The sequence below is a fragment of the Asticcacaulis solisilvae genome, from assembly GCF_017875235.1.
Taxonomy (GTDB): domain Bacteria; phylum Pseudomonadota; class Alphaproteobacteria; order Caulobacterales; family Caulobacteraceae; genus Asticcacaulis; species Asticcacaulis solisilvae_A.
This window is the reverse complement of record NZ_JAGGMI010000003.1, coordinates 284475-303788: the sequence shown is the minus strand read 5'-3', so window position 1 is coordinate 303788 and position 19314 is coordinate 284475. Positions and strand designations below refer to the sequence as shown.

Sequence of the window (19314 nt, the reverse complement as noted above, 5' to 3'; positions counted from 1 at the left end):
GCTTGGACGTGTTCGTCCATACGCAAACGGCGAGTCTCAGAAATAATATTGGTGTCGAGCAAATAGCGTGTGGGGGATTTCAAAGCGCGATATCCCCGCCGGTGTCCAGATCACGGTCAACGGAAAATTCATCGACTTTCGGACCACCTAGCAGCCAACTCTTGAAATTGGGCTTGCCGGCAAGCAGTGCTTGGTATTCCGCTGCGGAAATGATTACGGCCCGATCCGCGCCGTGCCGAGTGATTGTTTGCGGGCCCTCGCTGCAGGCACGATCGATGACCTCACTTAGATGCGCCTTCGCCTCGTTTACTTGCCAGGTCGCCATTGAACACTCCAGTCAAAATATGACTATATTTTTGAAAATATAGTCTCTTCCGCAATAAATGCGATCTCGCGATCTTCCGGAGAGGAATATTGAGCCGAACAAGGCCGTCCGGATTCAGGTCTAGAGTTGAGTCCATAGGCACGCGGCGCTGGCCGGACAAAGCCCCTTAAATTCTTCAGAATTCCGAATACCAGGCGGTGCCGCGGCGCGCTCTGCGGGTAGCCACCCGAGGTGCTCAAAAAATGGCTGTGCGGTCTTCGTCAGCAGCCACAGACTGCGAACACCTTGCGCCTTCGCTTCCGCCGTGGCGCCCTCGACCAACTCACGACCAAGGCCGCGCCCTTTGAATGCCTGGTCGATGACCAGGGAGCGCAGCAGGGCGGCATCTCCGTAGAGTTCGAGCCCGACGTAGCCGACGACGACACCGGCACGGATCAGGCGCCAGAATGCCTTGTTCGGCGCGACCAGATCGGCCGTGGGCAGGTTTTCCGCCTGCAACGCCAGGGTTAAGGCCGGGTCGTCGTTGGCTACACGTTCAAGCATCGCAGGTCCTATATCGAAGACAGCTTCACGCGTTTAGACGCGGCTTCGGCGCTTTCCTTTCGCTCGGAATAGCGATCGACCAGATAATCGGCGCAGTCGCGGGTCAGCAGTGTGAACTTCACCAGCTCTTCCATGACGTCGACGATTCGGTCGTAATAGCTCGACGACTTCATGCGGTCGTGCTCGTCGAATTCCTCGTAGGCCTTGGCGACCGACGATTGGTTGGGGATGGTGATCAACCGCATCCAGCGGCCAAGCACTCGGAGCTGGTTGACAGCGTTGAACGACTGCGACCCGCCGGACACCTGCATGACTGCCAGCGTCTTGCCCTGGGTGGGGCGGATCGATCCGAGCGAGAGCGGTATCCAGTCGATCTGGGCCTTCATAATGCCGGTCATGGCGCCGTGGCGCTCAGGCGAGCACCAGACCATGCCCTCGCTCCACTGGACCAGTTCGCGCAATTCCTGGACCTTGGGATGGGACGGATCTTCGTCGTCAGGTAGCGGGAGGCCCGAGGGGTTGTAGATGCGCGTCTCGCAGCCAAGGGCGTCGAGGATACGCGCGGCCTCCTGGGTCGCCAGCCGGCTGAAGGACCTCTTCCGGACGGATCCGTAAAGCAGCAGAATGCGGGGCGGGTGCATCGCCCGGGCGACGGTGAACAGCTCAGCGCGGTTAGTCGAGTGAAACAGCGCCTGGTCGATATTCGGTAGATTCTCAGACACGCTTGCCGGCCTCATCGATCATCAACTCGCCGTCTTCCTTATAGAACGGACCGGGCGGATAGCGATCAAGCAAGTCGAGTACGCTTTCGCTCGGGCGGCAAAGCTTGGTGCCTTTTTCAGTCACCACAAACGGTCGATTGACCAGGACGGGTTCCTCCAGCATGGCTGCAAGCAAGCGCTCGTCGCTGACGCCGGGCTCCAGAAGGCCGAGCTCCTTCGCTGGCGACTTGGTTTCGCGCAGCGCCTGACGCGGCGTGATGCTCGCCGCTGCGAACAACTGCAGCAACTGGTCGAGCTTCCAACCAACCTTCAGGTATTCGACGACATTCGGCTGGTAGCCGGCCGCTTGGATGACGGCAAGGACATTGCGTGACGTGCCGCAGTCGGGATTGTGGTAGATGGTAACGGTCATAGTTCAGCTGCCGGGTTGATGGGTTTGGCGGTGGGCTGTTCTTTAAGCAGCCATCCGAATACGATGACGCCGAGCAAGGCGCCGGCAAACTGAGCCCCGATGAACAGTGGCACCGACGCCGGCGCGATGCCGGCGAAGGTGTTGGATAGGCTGCGGGCGAACGTCACTGCCGGGTTGGCGAATGAGGTCGAAGCCGTAAACCAGTAGGCGGAGGTAATGTAGAGCCCGACGGCAACCGGCGTAAACTCGTGCTTGAAACGGATCGTGCCAAAGATGGTGGCTATCAAGCCAAAAGTCGCGATGGCTTCGGAGAAGGCCAGGGACGGTCCGTCGCGCAGCTTGGTCGAGACTTGGACAATCGCCTGGCCGAACATTTCGTGGGCGGCGTAGACGCCGAGCACGGCACCCAGGACCTGAGCGATGATATAGCCGAACGCCAGCAACAGCCCGAGGTCCCGCCGGGCGGCGAAGGCTAGAGTGACGACCGGGTTGAAGTGCGCCCCGCTGATCGGCCCGAATATCGTGATCAGCACGACCAGCCCCGCGCCAGTGGCTAGTGTATTGCCGAGCAGGGCGATGGCCGTATTGCCACCGGCCAAGGTCTCGCCCATGATGCCGGAGCCGACGACAATGGCGAGCAATAGCGCGGTGCCGAGCAGTTCGGCGAACAATTTTCGTGACGTGGAAAACATTGGCCCCGTTAGTGTTTGATGTCAGTGGTCCAGTAGATTTCGACCTGGATTTTTAGCTTGTCGGGAAGTGGAACATAATCCAAGCTGAGCGCGGCTTGTTGGCCGTTCTCCAAGGCCCATGTCAGCATATCGAGCAACGCCCGGTTGGCCGCAAAATTGTTTCGCGGCGCCTTCGGCAACAAAATAAAGGTCGTGGCCGTAATCGGATAGACGTCCGCGCCCGGTGCGTCCGTCAGCACCAGATAGAAGTCTTGCTCGCGCTTCCACTGCGCACTGTCGGCAGCCTTTTGGAAAGTCGCCACGCTCGGCTTGATAAAATTGCCCGCGCGGTTCTGAACCAGTCCCCAGGTCAGCTTCTTCTGCGCACAATAGGCGTATTCGACATAGCCGATGGCATAGGGGGTCTGCTGGACCAGTTGCCCGACGCCATCGTTGCCTTTGCCGCCCGTGCCCACCGGCCAGTTGACGCTCGTGCCTTCGCCGACCTTGGCTTTCCATTCTGGGCTATATTTCGACAGAAAGTTCACCCAGTTGAAGGTTGTGCCCGAGCCGTCGGAGCGGTGAGTGACGACGATGGCGGCGTCCGGCAGCGCGATGCCGGGATTCAAGCGCTTCAGGGCCGGGTCGTTCCATTTGGTGATCTTGCCGAGATAAATATCGGCGAGCACCGAACCGGAGAGTTTGACGACCCCGAGCGGAACGCCCGGCAGATTAAACACCGGCACCACACCACCAATGACGATCGGGAATTGGCCGAGGCCGTACTTCTTGAGTTCGGCCGAGGAAAGCGGCATGTCGGACGCCCCGAAATCGACCTTACTCGCCTTGATCAGTTCAATGCCAGCGCCGGAGCCTACGCCCTGGTAGTCGATCTTCGTGCCGCCATTGACAGGGAAGTCAGCGGAATTATAGGCATCGGTCCACTTCGCGAGGATGGGATAGGCGAACGTCGAGCCCGCGCCATGAACGATCCGCGGCGCCGGCAGCGCCGTCGCTGAACCGGCGGTGACCATCAGGCCAAGCGCCGTCGTGAGCAGGCCACGTCGTGTCTGCTTCTGCATAGTCACCCTCCATCTTTATGTCAGGCGGAAAGAGCCTTTTTGGCTGTCTCCGTCGCGCCTTCACCTTCAGCCCCGATCCTGTTCAGGGCCTGTTTTAGTTCAATGTCACTCAAGTCGACTGGTAGGGCCAGAAGCGCGTCGATGCGAGCCTCCAACTGCCGATAGGCTTCGGCAAAGCCCGCCTTGCGGGCTTCAGGATCGGATGCAGCGGATGGATCTTCAATACCCCAATGAGCGGCCACCGGATGGCCGGGCCAGATCGGGCAGACCTCGCCCTTGGCGTTGTCGCAGACGGTGATGATGACATCGATCTTGGGCGCGTCGGGCTCGGCAAACATGTCCCAGGACTTCGAGGTCAGTTGATCGACGGGATGACCTCGCTCTTCCAGGAGGGCCAAGCCAGTTGGGTTGGGCGCCGTCTTCGGCGCGCTACCGGCGGAATAGGCCTTGTAACGATCACCGCCTTTGGCGTTCAGAATCGCTTCCGACAGGATCGACCGGGCCGAATTATGCGTGCACAGGAACAGGACGTTTTTCATATCCGCCTCAACACACGCACGTCAGCTTGGAGATGATCGGCTGACATAGCTCAGGCGCGCCACCGCAGCAGTCCTCCAGCAGGTAGCTCAGCAGGCCCTTCAATCCATCCATGTCCGAAAAGTATCGGATGCTGCGGCCTTCGCGCTCGGCGCGGATCAGACCGGCATGCGACAACACCTGGAGATTGGCAGACATTGTGTTTTGCTTGACGCCCAGGCGCTCGCCGATCTCGCCGGCGGGCATACCTTCAGGACCGACCTGAACCAGCAGGCGGAAGACGTCGAGACGGGTGTCTTGGCTGAGAGCGGCCAGGGCTTCGAGGGCGTGTTTCTTATCCATAAATCAAGCTTACATGATATATGGATATTGAGTCAACACTCCGCGAGCACCGGATCGACGTAATGCGTTAGGCAGATGTTAATTCGCCACTTGAGGGGAGGGCCCTAGCCGAACGTACCCACGCCTTAACTTGGTGGCGGCGACCTTCTTTGCCATTTCGTCAGCCAAATGGTCCGGGTAAACGAACATCGATTTATAATCACATTTCCACGCAAAATGTGGAGGATAATTACACGCGATTTGGCTAGGCCTTGAAATTGCATCGAAGATTGGCTATTACATTGAATTATAAAACATATTTCCCATAATACTAATTATGCGCGGAAAATTTCGCACCAATTTTGTTATGGGAAATCGTCGAAGCATGTTAGGTTACCTCATTGTATTCACTAAGGATTCAGCGATGGCGACCATTTTCTTGCGACGGATTGACCAAGCGCGCAACATGGCGCGATTTTACGAGCTTGATGTCCAGCAGGGTTTGTTTGGCGATGTTTCTGTGACGCGCCACTGGGGTCGTATTGGAACCAATGGTCAATCCAAGCAGCACTGGCTCTCAAGCGACGCCGCGGCGGCTGAATTTGCCGGGAAGCTTAAGCTTCAGAAAGAGCGTCGTGGCTATAGTAGTCCCCTCCCCGCGTGAGCGGCAGCGGCCCGCCCATTTGTAACCCATTGCTTACATTAATAATTATGGGAAATTCGTAGCTTCTCCGATTGTCGGCTATTCGAGAATTTTGTCGGTTCAATTATCGAATACCTATTCTCGAGCTTGATCCGAGGACCGAAATGTCACGCTTTTTGCCCGGGCTCCAAGTCTGCTTCGAGCCTCATTATGACCTCAGGCCCGATCAAATCGTTGGCAACCATCCGACCGAAATTCATTTATTTGTGATGGGAATAGAAATTGCTGAAGAGGGTTAATCGTAGCAACGGGCCTTTTTAACGCGGCCTCCAGGTCCGTATAAAACCGAGGCAGTACAAATCATAGGGAAAATGCAATAACTGTTGCCCTGCTCTCTATACTTCAGAGCTGTGCGCAGGCGAAGTCACATGAACAGGCGATACGGATAGACATTTCGTGGCAGGTCCGGGACATTCGCGATCGTACGGGCAAGTTTCTGGGAATAACGGATGCTGACTGGCACGGGGTCGTAGAGCGCGTCGTTGTTCCAATCCATCTTCGTAAGTGCCAGAGCTTCATGAGCGATCAGTTCAAGCGGCCCACTCCCGGCGTGCCGAATTAGCTGCAGAGGACGTGGGATGCTCTTCTTGCCCTGATAGTAATCGCCCTTAGTCGAGACGTCAGGTGCATTACCTGCCACCCATACCAGGGCAGAATTTCCTGTTCGGACCACCATCGTTCCGCGCGGAACGGGATATCCCGACGGCTTTGACGGCGGCTTCTGGACGCCTGACTTGATGAGCCATACGCCGCGCCAGCAAGATGCCGAGCTGACCTCAACACACTCAATTTCTGCTACACCAGCGAGGGCATCGAACGCGCCTTCGATCTCGCTCTCCTTGAAGGCCGTCGTCTTGTGAATCACCATACGTTTCGGCAATTCACCGCCGTTGCGTCCCTGATAGAGTTCCAGACTGCGAGCTAGGACCGCTCGCATATCGTCGCGGCTAAGGAACGGGTTTCTCCGGGCTTCGGTGACGTCGGCTACTGGATCCCGAGCCTCGAAAGCGACGAACTGCATGCCGCCTCCGTCCATGTCGAAGACTTGTGAGCAGCAGGTTACATAATGTGCGTCCTGTTGGTCGCCACGGAGAGCGTAGGCCAGACCAATGTAGGCGGTATCCGTAGGTACCCCTTTCAACGGTGCCAGCTTCCACGGTGTGCCCGCAGCCTTTACATACAAAGCGGTCGAAAGGCGCCACGCGAGCGAAGCCTTGTAGCTAAATGTGAAGACTCGATCGTTCAGGACCTGCGTCGGTATATTATACTTGGCGCCCAAGGCCTTCAGCATGTCGTGCGCGTCAAACGATTTTCCACGTGTCGCCACGTTCCAGCTATCTGGAAAGTGAACCAGCGCTACGTCGAATTCGTTCCGCACGGCATCGAGCCGACGCAATGCAGCATCCATGGCTAGGTAAAGGCGATGCTGCCCATCGCCGTCGCCAGGCAGCTGGTCCAGTCCTTCAGGCCATTTGATGTGCGCGGCGGGAGGCGCGGCCTCAAGCGCAACTCGGAAAAGGCGCTCGAATCCGGGATATTCGGGAACGTATTCAGATCGGTCGGAAGCCTGATGGACGTTGCGGAGGAGCTTCATCAGATCGCCGCGACGATGGAAAGCGCTTTCCGGACCCACAGTTGCTATCCGCACGCGGGAAGTATAGCCGCTGAACGATGCCTTCGAGTATGGCCCATAGTTCACGAGCCCGCGTAGCGGATGGACATCGACTTGAGTGGCGTCGATTGGCGAAAACGAAAGGTGAGGCTCATCCAAAAGCGTGAATGGCGGCAGCTCTGTAAGGACCGCATTTGCCATCATTTGCTCCTGTCGAAGTAGGCATGATGATGCGACGGACGACTAAACCCAGTGACAGTTGAGACTTTGAATAAGGCATCAACGCCCGTGCCATCCTCAATGCCAAAGGCGCTTCGTGTCGAGCCTTCCACTTCAGTAAGAAGTTGGGCCCAGGCGCCAATAATGTTAGCCCAATCCCTGTTGTACCGCGGCGCCCAGCGTTCGCGGCGCCAGTCACCTGCGGGATCACTCCGGCGGCCGGGTTGCATCTCCATAATAGCCAGTGTGTCATCCGAAGAGAGAGCTTCCGGGGGCTGAATTGGTAAAGCGTCTTGTCGTGGTAGTTCTACGAAAGTATAGGGCTCAAAGCCACACCACCAATTGCTGTCAACCTGTTCCAGTTTGAGGAGGACACCCTCCTGAAACGGGACGTTTAGTTTGGGGACAGTACCGAAGAGGTCGGTTCCGTAGGCGTCACGCAGTCGCGATAAGGCTTGTTGCCGCCGTTTTGTTTGCTGGGGATCATCGCCGTCGCGCGGTGTGGCGACGACGAGCGAATGGCCTGAGCGCCTGTAACGCGGGATGAGAGGGCGCTGCCTGGCCAGAGATCGCACGAGTGTATCATAAAGCAATCCTAGGGCCCAGCTATCGATAGCGGGATCGAGTCCGATCGTTCCAGCTAGCGACGGGCCGAGCGGAGCCAATGCCTCCAGAATTTCCTGGTCCCGCCCGAACACGGCAAGCTCCCGTCCTAACGCGGCCGCTGCCGCTCGACATCTCTTTGCTTTGAAGATTTCGCGCACCTCCGCCGATGTCGTTGATTGGCTCAGCTTTATTTTTCTCGCCGCTATCGGCATTGATTGGAGTAAAATTGCCGAATACCGTAGCACGGGGAAAGCCCGGGCTTTTGCATCCGGGATTTGAACTGGCACGAGTCTCGGCGTTGATCTTCCTTCCATAACGCGATCAAACAGAGCCTGCGGTAAATCAGTCGTCTTGACAATTTCCGCTCCCAACTCGTCGAAGGTCGTGCATTCGATCACCGCCGCGTCGACCCCTGCAGCTTTGGCTCGACCTAGGAATTCGGTGACAGCCGGAAGTAGGCGGCTCGCTGACGGAGCCACCCAATACAGCCCATTTGGGAAAGGCGACGGGGCGGTCAGAACGTCGTTCAGGGCATCTAGGATCGAACTGTCCCGTCCACTATACCCGACAAACAGCATGCCAAATCGCTTACCGGCCTCAATAAGCACATGCCGCATGCGGGCATCCTGCAGTTCTAACTCCGACCCAGTATTTTTTATCGCAATCGACTGATAATCCCCATGAAGCTTCGCGATCAAAGGCCAGTCGGATTCATCTAGGCAGCGAAGCGCTCGGTCCGCAGAATCGATTGCTGCCACGGTGGGCCGTCTTTGAGCCGCGATAGGGAGTATTGTGTTCGCTGCAACAGTCGAGTCCTCTATAAGAGGATCGAAATTAGTAGTGAAAACGCAGTTGACCTTGCCTCCTGCCATCAGGCTCGCAAGCACCTTGTGTCCAAAACACGGTGTACCTTTTGCGATCGCGTCGGCGATATACTGTCGGCGATGGCGGGGCTGGGGATAGACGGCTTCGAATGCAGCGGCATATTCCGTCGGATCGCCGTCTGGAGGCAACAGCGAAGTTTGCCGAAAGAAATTGTCAATCCGCTCGATCCAGATCGGATCAGCGGTATCGATTTCCCGTTTGGATAGGTTGGTCTCGCGGCAAAAAATTTGAGCTTTGAAGTCGCGGATCATTGCGTAGCCGGTGGGAATTCCGGACGCTGCGGACGCGCCGGCGCCGAGGAACCACGCCACTAGATTTGGCCTTAACGCGAAACCTGTCGCAAACTGGCTGGCAGACATGGTTGTTATGGAAGTAATGGCGCTCTCCTTGGACGATTCGCAGACTATAGATTACTTTAAGACCTCCAAGTTCAATCAAAATGTTTCAAGGGACCGAGGCTTATTTCTGTCGGGCTGATTGCTCCTGGCGAACGGCCTGTCTACGCCACCGAGAACTTGGGAAAGTCTGAGCGCGTATAGATGTCAAATTCCCACTGGGTCAGTTCTCTCATCGCTTACGCGCCTGCCCTGCAAAGTTGTTGTTGAAATGGTGACCCAGCCCCTTGATCCGGGCCGTTCATTCTGAGAGTCCGTTCGCCTTTCTTTCTGTTTGTTGGTTCGGGGTCAAGGCCCGCGGAGCGGAGCCCTTGCGGAGCTCAAGCGCAGCGGGCCGTCGTGGGTGGTATTTTTGAGCAAACTGGCTCGGCGCCAGCCCGCCGAGCGAAGTGTGCGGCCGGTTGAGATTGTAGTCGATACGCCAGGCCTCGATAATCTGGCGGGCCTCGCAGAGCCTGTCGAACAGATGCTCGTTGAGGCATTCGTCCCGCAGGCGGCCGTTGAAGCTTTCAATGAAGGCGTTCTGGGTGGGTTTGCCAGGGGCGATGTAGTGCCATTCGACGCGGCGATCCTGGGCCCATTTGAAGACGGCATGGCTGGTCATCTCGGTGCCGTTGTCGGAGACGATGGTTTTCGGCCGGCCGCGAGCGGCGATAAGCCGATCGAGTTCACGAGCCAGCCGCAGGCCCGAGATCGAGAACTCCGGCAGCGTAGCCAAGGCCTCGCGGCTGTAGTCGTCGACCACGCACAAGACGCGGAACCGTCGGCCGTTGGTCAAGGCGTCAGAGACGAAGTCGAGGCTCCAGCGCTCATTCGGCCTTGTCGGTAACGTCATAGGACGGCGCGTTCCCAGCGCACGCTTGCGGCCCCTACGGCGGCGGACGGCAAGCTTCTCCTCCGCATAGATCCGGTAGAGTTTCTTGTGGTTGGCGCCCAAGCCCTCGCGGGCCAACAGGATGCCAAGGCGCCGATAGCCAAACCGACGGCGTTCACCGGCCAGTTCACGCAAGCGCGTGCGCAGGGTGTCGTCACCGCCAACTTGCTTCTCGTACTGAAACGTTGACCGGTCCAGTTCAGCCAGGCGACACGCCCGACGTTCGCTCAAGCCATGCTCAGTCATGATCGACTGTACGGCCCGTCGCTTCACATCGGGCGTCAGTAGTTTTTTGTCGCCAGGTCCTTCAGCGCAGCATTGTCCAGCATCGCCTCGGCGAGCAAGCGCTTCAGCCGACCGTTTTCCTGCTCCAGGGTTCGAAGCTTCTGCGCATCGGACACCGTCATGCCGCCGAATTTGGCTTTGTATTTGTAAAATGTCGCCTCCGACAAACCATGCCGGCGGCACAAATCCGCCGCCGAAACTCCGGCGTCGTGTTCCCTGATCATCGATATGATCTGCTGTTCCGTAAAGCGGCTCTTGCGCATTGGCCATCCTCTTCATCGACGACTCTGCAAATTGCTGGCCGGAATTCAGGGGGCTGGGTCAGTTGCAATATTGTTCTGCCAACTTGGGAGTTCTATTTTCAAAGCAGCTTCAATTGCATCCATAGTTTGCTCAACGCCGTCGGTGCCGTAGGCCAGGCTATCGAAGCCGACGAGAGCGAAGCCTCTGTGCTGCAATTGAAGTGATGCCGGTGTATCGCGGTCAAAAAATTGCTTAAGGCCTATGACTAGATCTGCGTTAGAAAAATTTGCGAACTCATTTATCAGCAATATGTCCTGTTCACGTTTGGCGTGTGTGCCATCGGGCTCGACCAAAAAGGGGGCCAAAGAATTGAGACATTCGCGAATTGCCGCGACGGGATCGCCGAATATTTTTGACTCCGCCCAGTATACGTTGAGTCCGCCATCGGTTCGAACGTCGGCGTAGACGCCATCTGCTCCATGGTAGTGAACATGCGGAGACGTCTTCAAGGTCATTTTGCAGAGGATTTGTGCTAAGCCAAAGACAGCCTCCGCCATGGCAAACAATAAAAGTTCTCCGCCCTCGCCGGACTTGGCCAAGTGAGTGAACAGACCTCTAGCTCGTGCCTGAAGTTTCATTAGGCCGGCCGTAGAGCCTGTCTCTTGCAATTGTCGGGTTGCCTCCTCAACCGTTCGGCGTGGAATTGAATAGTCAACGATCCTTTCGTAGAGAAAATCCGCAAGAGGATTAACACGAACACGCCCGTTTCCGTCCACAGGGAGGCAGTAGCAATGGGCGGTTGTCCGGGTTTCCCCGATCAATATGTCACGCTGCAGTGTACGAAGGTGTGCATCTATTACGGTAGGACCGCGTCTGATAGCCCGCTGGAGCGCTTCGGACAAATCAGGTTGCACTGTGCTCGACCCGTCTATTGTGTTCCCGTCCATGGGTTAATCCCGACTTTTTCCTGAGATACACGTCGGGTAGGAGAAGCGCTCTTTTGTTCCGTCAGTACGTATTATCCGGAAGCAGTGTGTCCCGTAGTCGGCTAGTATTACGTCAAATCGAGCAACCCCGCTTCCAACCTTCCGATCGTAATCTGGATGTCTCTTTAGCAACGCACTTAGGACTGTGGTGTCATTTTCATTCAACACATCGCCTATTGAATAGCGTGATAGCATGTCTTTAAAATACTGATCTGCGTCTTTTCGCCGAGCAAATTTGATAACGCCCAGATCTATTGGTTTTACCATTAGCCACTCCCTTGACAAGATTAGCTGTTTCAATTTTCACGAAAGTCAACCACAATCTTTAGGGGAGAGCAGCTTGTGCAATTAATTGCGCGGCCATTCCCGTTTATGACAAGCTATATTCCAACGCCTCCCGATGCTTGGAAAGTTTGACTTTTTTAACCGTATCAAGCGGCACCTGGGCCAAATGGCAATAGGAGGCGATCCAGTCTTCTATCTCGGACGCTAAATCCACAAAGTTGTCGACCTCGGAGAACGTCGCGAGCCAGCTATAAAGGTGTTTCGAATAGGTGAGGGCAAGTGCGTGATAACCAGCTTGATTATGTAGCGCGACGCCCCCATTGAGGCTGTCTTCTAATGCGAAGAATTCCTTCGCGGCAAAGTCTGAAACTTTCTGAAAATTGGCTTGTGTGACTGTTACGTGCAGTTTGCCACCTGCGCCAAATTCAAAAGTATGGCCTAAGAAATGGAAGATTTTGGAGGGTGAGCTGCTCGGTTTTTCGAGCAGCTCAAAATCACCAACGGATAAGTCGTTCAAAGCCGACTGCAAGGCTTTGTGCGCTTCGGCCGCCAATTGGTCGCTTTTGGCGAGAACCAAGAAGTCGTCCACGTAATTTACGCAGACCGCTCCTTCGGGCAACGTCACGTCGAGCTTTGACATGAAGTAGCTTGCGATAATTGGCGACGCCGCGCTGCCGAGCGGTATACCCGCGTGACTGACGAGATCGGCGTATTTCTCCAGAGCGCTGAGGAACGATTGCGCGGTACTCTGCGTAACCACTTCAGCGTCGTAGTGCTTCCCGATAGCACAGTGCTGCAATAGCCCTTTATCTACCGGTAGCGCCGTGGTTAGAGCATCATGGTGAAAGCTGTCAAAGAATTTTTTGACGTCCAGTCGGAGGACTGAATTATAGCCGGCGGCGACAAGCTTTTTGATTTCGACCACCGCTTTTTGAATGCCCTTACCTGAAACATTGTACTGATAGGGCTTTGGGGCAAACTGCTGTTGCACAAGCTCCGCGATGATCTTCTGCCCAACTTTATGTTTTATTCCAAATGAGCAGTAGGGGCGTGGCCCCTTAGTTGGATTGATCCGTTTGCCAATAACGGCCACGGGCTCATCTATTGGAGCGAACAGATTTGTCGCCTTGGATAATGCGTCATAGTGGCCGAAACTCTCGGTCTTTTTGTTAGCGCTGTTTTTAGCTTCATCGAGAAAGTACGTGAGTTTTACGGAAGGCGAGGCGGCGTAAAAATGTTGAGCCTGCTTCAAGTCTGCAAGGGTCTGCGCGCCTTCAATCGCTTTCCATAGCTTCTTTTTGCGCCGGTATGCGGCCTGGATTGTCTTGGCAATTTCTTTGAATGGCGGGTCATTGGCGGATAGGGCCAGCAAATGCCCCGATATCTTCAAAGTGATCATGGCAACTCGGGGGTAACAAATGCTGTGGATTATCGAACGTTGGTTACCCGCGACTGCCTTGCTGATACGTTAAGCCGTAGCGGCTCTGCATTTTTCCGTGCAATTAATTGCACTGGTACACAAAACTGGTACACAGTTTCTATTCCCACTAGGCGCTTGTTCGTTGCTACACGGGGATTTCTTTGGGGTTGAAATGTTGGGAGAGTATCCCACCGTCTCCGCCATTTAAAAAAGCCAGGCATCCCCCGGGATGCCTGGCTTTTTAAATATCTGGCCGGTGCGGCTTCTCACCCACTGGGTTCGAAACGAGTGACATGTGGAACATGTCACGAGTTCGGCGGAGCGCAGCGTAGCCAATCCCACCGTCGTGTCCAACTCCAATAGGGCTGGATCTAAGAAAGGGATGCGAAGGTTTATCGAGAAACTATACCGTCTGTCGCCCGCGCTTGCTGACCATCTCCCGCACGCCCAGAAACAGCGCCAGAACCAGGGCCAGGGGCAGGAGCGCCATGCCGCGCGCGATATCCAATACCGTTGTCATTTCTGTTTCCTCCACGGTTATGCGCGGAAGCACAGCAAGTTCTACGCCAGTTCGGACTCAAGCGCCGGACGGGTCCGAGTGGCCTTTTGCCGCGTCACGCGCACCCGGGGCCATTTGGGCATCCGGAAGCGGATGTGGTCAAAGGGTTCCATAATCAGCAGGCACACCAGGATAATCGGCAGGAGTGCCAGTACAGCTACGACCTGAGTGGTTTCGACAATTGACGCCATTTTCACGTTTCCAGCCCTGAACAATACATATGCTGATATCTGTCATCAGCACCACGGCCGCCTTGTTTCGCGGCATTTTCCCCGTTCTGCACGGCATGTCTGTACCATTCTGGCGCATAGGGCGGACGGATTCGGGATTGCCGGGAGGTAATGGAACCCGTCCGCCAGCAGGCTTGCCTTGCAGAGCCCCTGATTGATGCGCCGAAACTTATAAGAGAGCGATGTGGTTTGACCCAATGCGGGCTAACTTTTGCCATAATGGAACAGTTCCGTCCGGGCTGTGACGGTATTGGGATAAAGCGCGATATGTGGAAGGCTGTCCGAAGCCACTGCGATATAACGCCTTTTTGGTACTAAAGGGGGCAAGTATCAGTCGTTTGCGGCCCTGAACTGAATTACGGCCAAATCAGGTGTAAATTGTGTGCGGCGGCTGGCGGCTGTCCATGGTATTCACAGCCTGTGGCTGTATCCCGAATCGTACTGTTTCAGCGATTACCGCCGGTATTTCTCCCTTAAGGCGCGATAAGTTTCGTAACGGGACGGAATCCGGCTAAAATACAAGGGTTTGCCAACGAACAGAGTTTTCCGCTTGCCGCTAAAGTCCTATTTCTCGAACGATTCGAGCGCATTCCGCCCCGAAGGCGGAGGCGTGGGCGCGGCCGTTATCGCCTGGCATCTCGGCTGGTCGGGCTGCCTGCTGCTGGGCCTGGTCGGGCTCCTGTTCCTGCCGGCATCACTGTTCGTGCTGGCGGCGGTCGTCGTCATGACCTTTCCCGGCATCGGTGCCATAGCGCTGCTGAACCGCGATACGCCTCTGATGAGGCGGGTGCTGGTCTGGGGCTGGAGCCTGGCTTCGCTGACCGCAGTATCCATCACCGGCGGTATCGCCGGGCCGCTGGCCATCTGGGTCGCCATGCCGATGGCGGCGGCGATCGTCCTCAACCAGCGTTCGCTGATTTCGCTGGGTGTGGCGCTGTCGCTGATGGCCGGGCTTTTCTCGGCCCTGGTCAGTCTGTCCGGCGCCGTGCACATGCCCGACGAACAGGAAGGCTTCTGGCTGTCGCTGATCGCCGTCCTCCTGACCCTGGCGGCGCTGAGCCTTGGCCTGCTGCCGGCGCTCAGGGTGCGCACCGAACGCGCCGTCGACAGCGAGGAGGCGCGGGCCCGCCTGCTCAAGGTCCTGACCGAACAGCCGCACCTGGTCCTGAGCCTGGATGAGGCGGGGCGCGTCCAGTCGGCCTATGGCGAGGCGCCACCGGGACTGGACCTCAACCAGCTGATGCAGAACGGCCTGACCGGCGCGGTCCATGTTCCCGACCGGCCCGCGGTCATTGCCGCCATTGAAACCGCCCTGACCCGGGGGAGGGCCGATGTCGGTTTCATGCCGCACGCAGCGCTCGATCACTACCTGCTGCTGTCGCTGCGCCGGGCGTCCGACGACCGGCTCTACGGCGTCCTGCACGACGGGTCCTTGCAGCACGCGCGCGAAGCCGCGTTGGAGGCGGCGCGCGCCGAGGCCGAGACTTCCAGCCACGGCAAGACGCGCTTCCTGGCCAGCATGAGCCACGAACTGCGCACGCCGCTGAACGCCGTCATCGGCTTTTCCGACATCATGCGCCTGCAAATGTTCGGCCCCATGCCGACGAAATACGCCGAATATGCCCAGCTGATCTGGGAGTCGGGCCAGCACGTTCTCGACATGATCAATGACGTGCTCGACATGTCGAAGATCGAGGCCCAGAAGTACGAACTGCAGCTGGAAACCTTCGACGTCCGCGAACCGGTATCGCAGGCCCTGCGCCTGATGCGCGGCCAGGCGCACGACAAGGGCATCGAGATTTTCAGTCAGCTGCCGCAACAGAGTGTGCCGGTGACCGCCGACAAGCGCGCCATCAAACAGATCGCGCTGAACCTGCTGTCGAACGCCGTCAAGTTCACGCCGCGCGGCGGTGACGTTCGCCTGACGTTGGAGCCGGGTGAGGAGGCTGTGACGCTGATCGTGGCTGATACCGGCATCGGCATCGCGCCGGATGATCTGCACCGCATGGGCCTGCCGTATGAGCAGGCGGGAGCGGCCGACATGAAGGCTCAGGGCACAGGCCTTGGCCTGTCGATCGTCAAGGCGATGACGCATCTGCACGGCGGTGAGGTGTCGATACATTCGGACGTCGGGGAAGGCACGACGGTGACGGTGCGTCTGCCGGTGGTGGCGCAGCAGCTATTGCTGGAATTGCCCGAGGCCGAGCCGGTTACCGCTCAGGCGCAGGAATCCCCTCAGGCGCCGTTGGTCCGCGCGGCGGATCCGCTGGCCGATTACAATGCCACTCCGGAAGTTCTGCGGCATTTCGGCGATTTCGTCGTGCGGCCGCCGAAGAGCTAAGTCCTACAACGATTTTCCGTACACCGACGGCATGCGGACATAGCCGAGGCCGGTGATGAAGTCGCCGACTTCGAAGCGCGCATATTGGGTACCGTCACGGAAATCGAAGGCGATGACGATGTCCTCGCGCGGATCGAGCGGGGCGATGGCCCGCCAGGCGCGGCTCGGGAAATCGAAGCGCTTGACCGCCACCGGGCCCTGGTCGCCGACATAGTCGCCGCTGGCGGAGACGCCGATCAGGTTGGCCCTGACGCGCGGCTTGATCTCGGCCTCGGTCTCCTGGCTGTCGCTGGCTAGGAAGGTCCGCACCCCCGACCCAAAGCCGAGCGGAATGGTATCGCTCAATGACCCCGTGGCGCGGCCGATCAGGCCGTTCTGTGCAACCTGCGGGTCGCGGACGATCAGGCGGGCGGCGTAAGGCTTTTCGCCGTCATGAAAATCGGCCATGACGGTAAAGCGATTGTCACTGAGCGTGCCGTATAACCCCAGCGCCAGGTCGGCGTCGGCGTTTGACTGGTATTGCGCCAGCCGCCAGCCAGGCTCGGTGCCGTGCGCGCGGGTACCGATCCATTCGGCGTGCGCGCCGGGCAGGCTCAGGCGCGTCTGGGTGGCGAAGGCGCGATAGGCATTGGCGGCAGCGGCGGCTTCGTTGAGCAGTTGTGGTGCGTCGCAGGCGACGGATTGCGCGGCGGCGCGGGCCTGGCCGAGATAGGGCGTCAGGCTCTGCATGCCGCCGGTCGAGCGGATCAGGGCGTTGCGCGCCTGAACATAGCCCGAGGTCACGGCCATGGCGGTCGCGCCGTCGAGCAACTGGCAACGAGCATTGGCCTCGGCCAGGAAGTAACGCTTGACGGCGGTGGTGGTCGCGTCATCGGAACCGGCGCCAGCGGGGCTAAAAGACGTGATAGCGCAGAGAAGCGCTGCGCTGATCAGCGCGCCCAGCCTCATGCCCCGCATTCGTTCCATTCGCGCCTTCTGCTCGGAAATTGATAAGGGAGTTATAAGCCAACAGGGTTGAGAGGCCGTGAGCAGACACGGTTAAGGCCGCGTGAATATTGAAAAATACGTCATACAGAGATAGTCTGCCCGCAGGGCTTCGGGGAGGGGACAATGCTGGGCCGTCCGGTTTTCATCGCCATATGCGCGGCATTCGCCATGTTATCTGTTGGCGAGGCGGCGGAAACGCCAGCCGACGGCCTCAAGCCCGAGTGGTTTACGCGCGACGACTATGCCAGCAGGCCGCAGATTTCGCCGGACGGAACCCATCTGGCCTGGGTGCGCGGCAACGAGGTCGTCATTCTCGACCTGGCGGACGAAACCGAGAAGACCATGTCCGGTGGCGTTATCAACCTGGAAGGCGTCGACTGGATCAACAACGATTATCTGGCGGTTTACGTAAAGTCCAAGGAGCAGGAACAAAACACCTATGTCCGGGTCATGGACTATTCGCCTATGGTCGTGACCAGGGATGCGAAATACGTCCGGCCGTTGCTGGCGCGCGGCGGCGACAAGATCGAAGCCGCCGACTTAATGCCGATCATTCGCTTTGTGGACGGGCCGGAACCCTATGTCATTACTTTCGGCGGCAAGACCACCTACCTGACCGAGGTCCGGACCGGCAAGTGGAAGGTCGGGCCGGTCCTGCTTGACGGCAGCCTGCATTTCTTCGACAGCAAGGGGCGGGAACGGATGTCGGCTGACGCGCCGGACGGCAAGGTCAGCTACGGAGCGGAAAGCATGATATTCCGCTACCGCGCCGAACCGGGCGGTAAGGTGCAGACGCTGAAACTGCCGAAGCAGGACAAGGTCTACTACGTCAACTGCGACTATTCCGAATTCGAAAACGCGCTTTACTGGAGCGAATTCGACTACAGCAAGGGCGTGGGGTCGATCTACAAATATGATTTCGCATCGTCCCAGAAGACGCTTTTTCGTACGGTCGCCAACAAGGACCTGGATATCGTCTTCGACAGGCTGGGGCGCGTGATAGGGATTACGACGGTAACCGACCGCGTCCACACCGAATGGATAGATCCCTACCGGCTGAAGATCACGGCCGGCGTCCAGAAGGCCTTTCCCCAGGCGACGGTCACGGTGGTCGACGTATCGCAGGACGAAAAGGATGTCGTCCTGATGGTGTCGGCGCCGGACGCGCCTGACAGCTATTACTACTACGATGCCGAAGCCAAGGACCTGTCCCAGGTCGAGGTCAACTATCCTGAGCTGGAAGGCCAGCCTTTGGCTGAAATGTCCTATGTGACTTACAAGGCGCGCGATGGTTTGGACATTCCGGCCTACGTCACCAGGCGCAAGGACACGCCGGCCAATGCCCCGCTTATCGTCCTGCCGCACGGCGGGCCGGCGGCGCGCGACGTCTACGGCTTCGGTTACGAGGCGCAGTACCTGGCGTCGCGCGGCTATGTCGTGCTTCAGCCGCAGTACCGGGGATCGGCCGGCTTTGGCGACGCCTTCCAACGCGCCGGCAACAAGAACCTCGACAAGATGACGACGGACCTGGAGGACGGCGTCCGCTACCTGAAGGCCCAGGGCATGATCGATTCAGCAAAGGTCTGTGTCGTCGGCTGGTCGTGGGGCGGGTATCTAGCCCAGGCGTCGCTGGCCTTTATGCCGGACACCTATGCCTGCGGGGTGTCGGGCGCCGGCATTTCGGACCTGGCCCAGCAACTCGAAGCCGCCAACGATTTCTGGTGGGGTGGTTACGGCATCGAATACTGGCGTGAGGTGATCGGCCAGCCGCTGATGGACGCGAAAACCATCCACGCCACGTCGCCGATCAATCACGTCGAGGCCATCAAGGCGCCGCTGCTTCTGATCCATGGCGAGGCAGATCCCATCATCAGCTACAGGCAGAGCGAGCGGATGAGGGACGCCATGACCAAGGCCGGCAAGGCCGTTACCTACCTGCCGGTGAAGTTCATGCCGCACAGCCCAAGGAATGCCGAACAGAGGCTGATGATCCTCAAGGCCATGGATGCATTTATTGCCTCGGCGTTCTCCGGCAAACCGGCGGCCACGGCTAACTAGCCGGTTTGTTGAC

General features: G+C 57.9%; 19 protein-coding genes. 3 read left to right on the top strand and 16 right to left on the bottom strand.

All coding sequences use genetic code 11. The annotated features are described in order from the left end of the window. Nucleotides 1-79: 79 nt before the first annotated feature. The 8 genes from J2X24_RS07775 to J2X24_RS07740 all read right to left on the bottom strand — a co-directional run bounded on the left by J2X24_RS07775 (nucleotide 80) and on the right by J2X24_RS07740 (nucleotide 4634). Nucleotides 80-325: a type II toxin-antitoxin system Phd/YefM family antitoxin gene (locus J2X24_RS07775; protein WP_209719100.1), complete on the bottom strand. Its 246-nt coding sequence runs from the start codon at nucleotides 323-325 to the stop codon at nucleotides 80-82. Nucleotides 326-445: 120 nt separating this feature from the next. Then, a complete protein-coding gene (arsN2, locus tag J2X24_RS07770) occupies nucleotides 446-868 on the bottom strand; it encodes an arsenic resistance N-acetyltransferase ArsN2 (protein WP_209719097.1) in 423 nt (140 codons plus the stop codon). An 8-nt stretch (nucleotides 869-876) separates the two neighbouring features. Further along, nucleotides 877-1605, bottom strand: a complete 729-nt coding sequence (gene arsH, locus J2X24_RS07765; protein WP_209719093.1) for an arsenical resistance protein ArsH — start codon at nucleotides 1603-1605, stop codon at nucleotides 877-879. Beyond that, nucleotides 1583-2002, bottom strand: a complete 420-nt coding sequence (gene arsC, locus J2X24_RS07760) for an arsenate reductase (glutaredoxin) (protein ID WP_209719090.1) — start codon at nucleotides 2000-2002, stop codon at nucleotides 1583-1585. The genes arsH and arsC overlap by 23 nt, the downstream gene beginning before the upstream one ends. After that, nucleotides 1999-2694 (bottom strand): MIP/aquaporin family protein, encoded by a 696-nt coding sequence (locus J2X24_RS07755; protein ID WP_209719088.1) that lies wholly within the window; start codon nucleotides 2692-2694, stop codon nucleotides 1999-2001. Before J2X24_RS07755 ends, arsC begins: the two co-directional genes overlap by 4 nt. Nucleotides 2695-2702: 8 nt before the next feature. Then, complete coding sequence (gene pstS / locus J2X24_RS07750) at nucleotides 2703-3755, bottom strand: phosphate ABC transporter substrate-binding protein PstS (RefSeq protein ID WP_209719085.1); 1053 nt, start codon at nucleotides 3753-3755, stop codon at nucleotides 2703-2705. Between the two features lie 20 nt (nucleotides 3756-3775). Further along, nucleotides 3776-4294 (bottom strand): arsenate reductase ArsC, encoded by a 519-nt coding sequence (locus tag J2X24_RS07745; protein ID WP_209719082.1) that lies wholly within the window; start codon nucleotides 4292-4294, stop codon nucleotides 3776-3778. 7 nt (nucleotides 4295-4301) lie between these two features. Next, nucleotides 4302-4634 carry an ArsR/SmtB family transcription factor gene (locus tag J2X24_RS07740; RefSeq protein WP_209719078.1) on the bottom strand — a complete coding sequence of 111 codons (333 nt, stop codon included), beginning with the start codon at nucleotides 4632-4634 and terminating at the stop codon, nucleotides 4302-4304. 364 nt (nucleotides 4635-4998) lie between these two features. On the opposite strand from J2X24_RS07740, the gene J2X24_RS07735 reads away from it, so the two are divergent. Next, the gene (locus tag J2X24_RS07735) at nucleotides 4999-5277 is read left to right on the top strand and encodes a WGR domain-containing protein (RefSeq protein WP_245344531.1); all 279 of its coding nucleotides are present in this window, start codon (nucleotides 4999-5001) and stop codon (nucleotides 5275-5277) included. A gap of 403 nt (nucleotides 5278-5680) precedes the next feature. Here J2X24_RS07735 and J2X24_RS07730 read toward each other — a convergent pair whose 3' ends face one another. The 7 genes from J2X24_RS07730 to J2X24_RS07700 form a co-directional block, all read right to left on the bottom strand. Further along, entirely contained in the window at nucleotides 5681-7129 is a 1449-nt protein-coding gene (locus J2X24_RS07730; RefSeq protein WP_245344530.1) for an argonaute/piwi family protein, read from the bottom strand. Next, on the bottom strand, nucleotides 7129-8997 hold the full coding sequence (locus tag J2X24_RS07725; RefSeq protein WP_245344529.1) for an SIR2 family protein: 1869 nt from the start codon (nucleotides 8995-8997) through the stop codon (nucleotides 7129-7131). Before J2X24_RS07725 ends, J2X24_RS07730 begins: the two co-directional genes overlap by 1 nt. Before the next feature lie 277 nt (nucleotides 8998-9274). Beyond that, nucleotides 9275-10455, bottom strand: a protein-coding gene (locus J2X24_RS07720; protein WP_245344528.1) for an IS3 family transposase whose coding sequence is annotated in 2 segments (ribosomal slippage) — nucleotides 9275-10206 and nucleotides 10206-10455 — 1182 coding nt in all. Because the reading frame shifts where the segments join, the coding sequence is not laid out codon by codon here. Nucleotides 10456-10500: 45 nt separating this feature from the next. Next, entirely contained in the window at nucleotides 10501-11382 is an 882-nt protein-coding gene (locus J2X24_RS07715; protein WP_209719071.1) for a HamA C-terminal domain-containing protein, read from the bottom strand. A gap of 3 nt (nucleotides 11383-11385) precedes the next feature. Next, on the bottom strand, nucleotides 11386-11616 hold the full coding sequence (locus J2X24_RS22910; protein ID WP_404977818.1) for a DCL family protein: 231 nt from the start codon (nucleotides 11614-11616) through the stop codon (nucleotides 11386-11388). A 175-nt stretch (nucleotides 11617-11791) separates the two neighbouring features. Then, nucleotides 11792-13105, bottom strand: a complete 1314-nt coding sequence (locus J2X24_RS07705; protein ID WP_209719066.1) for a reverse transcriptase domain-containing protein — start codon at nucleotides 13103-13105, stop codon at nucleotides 11792-11794. Between the two features lie 582 nt (nucleotides 13106-13687). Next, nucleotides 13688-13876 (bottom strand): hypothetical protein, encoded by a 189-nt coding sequence (locus J2X24_RS07700; RefSeq protein ID WP_209719064.1) that lies wholly within the window; start codon nucleotides 13874-13876, stop codon nucleotides 13688-13690. Nucleotides 13877-14465: 589 nt separating this feature from the next. Here J2X24_RS07700 and J2X24_RS07695 point away from each other — a divergent pair. After that, nucleotides 14466-16256 carry a sensor histidine kinase gene (locus J2X24_RS07695; RefSeq protein WP_209719061.1) on the top strand — a complete coding sequence of 597 codons (1791 nt, stop codon included), beginning with the start codon at nucleotides 14466-14468 and terminating at the stop codon, nucleotides 16254-16256. Between the two features lie 3 nt (nucleotides 16257-16259). Here J2X24_RS07695 and J2X24_RS07690 read toward each other — a convergent pair whose 3' ends face one another. Continuing rightward, nucleotides 16260-17222, bottom strand: coding sequence for a hypothetical protein (locus tag J2X24_RS07690; protein WP_209719057.1), 963 nt, complete (start codon nucleotides 17220-17222; stop codon nucleotides 16260-16262). Between the two features lie 189 nt (nucleotides 17223-17411). Here J2X24_RS07690 and J2X24_RS07685 point away from each other — a divergent pair, with 189 nt between their 5' ends. Then, complete coding sequence (locus tag J2X24_RS07685; protein ID WP_209719054.1) at nucleotides 17412-19301, top strand: alpha/beta hydrolase family protein; 1890 nt, start codon at nucleotides 17412-17414, stop codon at nucleotides 19299-19301. Nucleotides 19302-19314 lie beyond the last annotated feature (13 nt).

Bases quoted from the DNA above. Each gene is read 5' to 3' on its own strand.
- J2X24_RS07740 (WP_209719078.1), bottom strand. From the start codon at position 4,634: ATGGATAAGAAACACGCCCTCGAAGCCCTGGCCGCTCTCAGCCAAGAC.
- J2X24_RS07685 (WP_209719054.1), top strand. From the start codon at position 17,412: ATGTTATCTGTTGGCGAGGCGGCGGAAACGCCAGCCGACGGCCTCAAG.
- J2X24_RS07700 (WP_209719064.1), bottom strand. From the start codon at position 13,876: ATGGCGTCAATTGTCGAAACCACTCAGGTCGTAGCTGTACTGGCACTC.
- J2X24_RS22910 (WP_404977818.1), bottom strand. From the start codon at position 11,616: ATGCTATCACGCTATTCAATAGGCGATGTGTTGAATGAAAATGACACC.
- arsC (WP_209719090.1), bottom strand. From the start codon at position 2,002: ATGACCGTTACCATCTACCACAATCCCGACTGCGGCACGTCACGCAAT.
- J2X24_RS07715 (WP_209719071.1), bottom strand. From the start codon at position 11,382: ATGGACGGGAACACAATAGACGGGTCGAGCACAGTGCAACCTGATTTG.
- pstS (WP_209719085.1), bottom strand. From the start codon at position 3,755: ATGCAGAAGCAGACACGACGTGGCCTGCTCACGACGGCGCTTGGCCTG.
- J2X24_RS07745 (WP_209719082.1), bottom strand. From the start codon at position 4,294: ATGAAAAACGTCCTGTTCCTGTGCACGCATAATTCGGCCCGGTCGATC.
- J2X24_RS07705 (WP_209719066.1), bottom strand. From the start codon at position 13,105: ATGATCACTTTGAAGATATCGGGGCATTTGCTGGCCCTATCCGCCAAT.
- arsN2 (WP_209719097.1), bottom strand. From the start codon at position 868: ATGCTTGAACGTGTAGCCAACGACGACCCGGCCTTAACCCTGGCGTTG.
- J2X24_RS07775 (WP_209719100.1), bottom strand. From the start codon at position 325: ATGGCGACCTGGCAAGTAAACGAGGCGAAGGCGCATCTAAGTGAGGTC.
- J2X24_RS07730 (WP_245344530.1), bottom strand. From the start codon at position 7,129: ATGGCAAATGCGGTCCTTACAGAGCTGCCGCCATTCACGCTTTTGGAT.
- J2X24_RS07690 (WP_209719057.1), bottom strand. From the start codon at position 17,222: ATGGAACGAATGCGGGGCATGAGGCTGGGCGCGCTGATCAGCGCAGCG.
- J2X24_RS07735 (WP_245344531.1), top strand. From the start codon at position 4,999: ATGTTAGGTTACCTCATTGTATTCACTAAGGATTCAGCGATGGCGACC.
- J2X24_RS07755 (WP_209719088.1), bottom strand. From the start codon at position 2,694: ATGTTTTCCACGTCACGAAAATTGTTCGCCGAACTGCTCGGCACCGCG.
- J2X24_RS07725 (WP_245344529.1), bottom strand. From the start codon at position 8,997: ATGTCTGCCAGCCAGTTTGCGACAGGTTTCGCGTTAAGGCCAAATCTA.
- arsH (WP_209719093.1), bottom strand. From the start codon at position 1,605: ATGAGGCCGGCAAGCGTGTCTGAGAATCTACCGAATATCGACCAGGCG.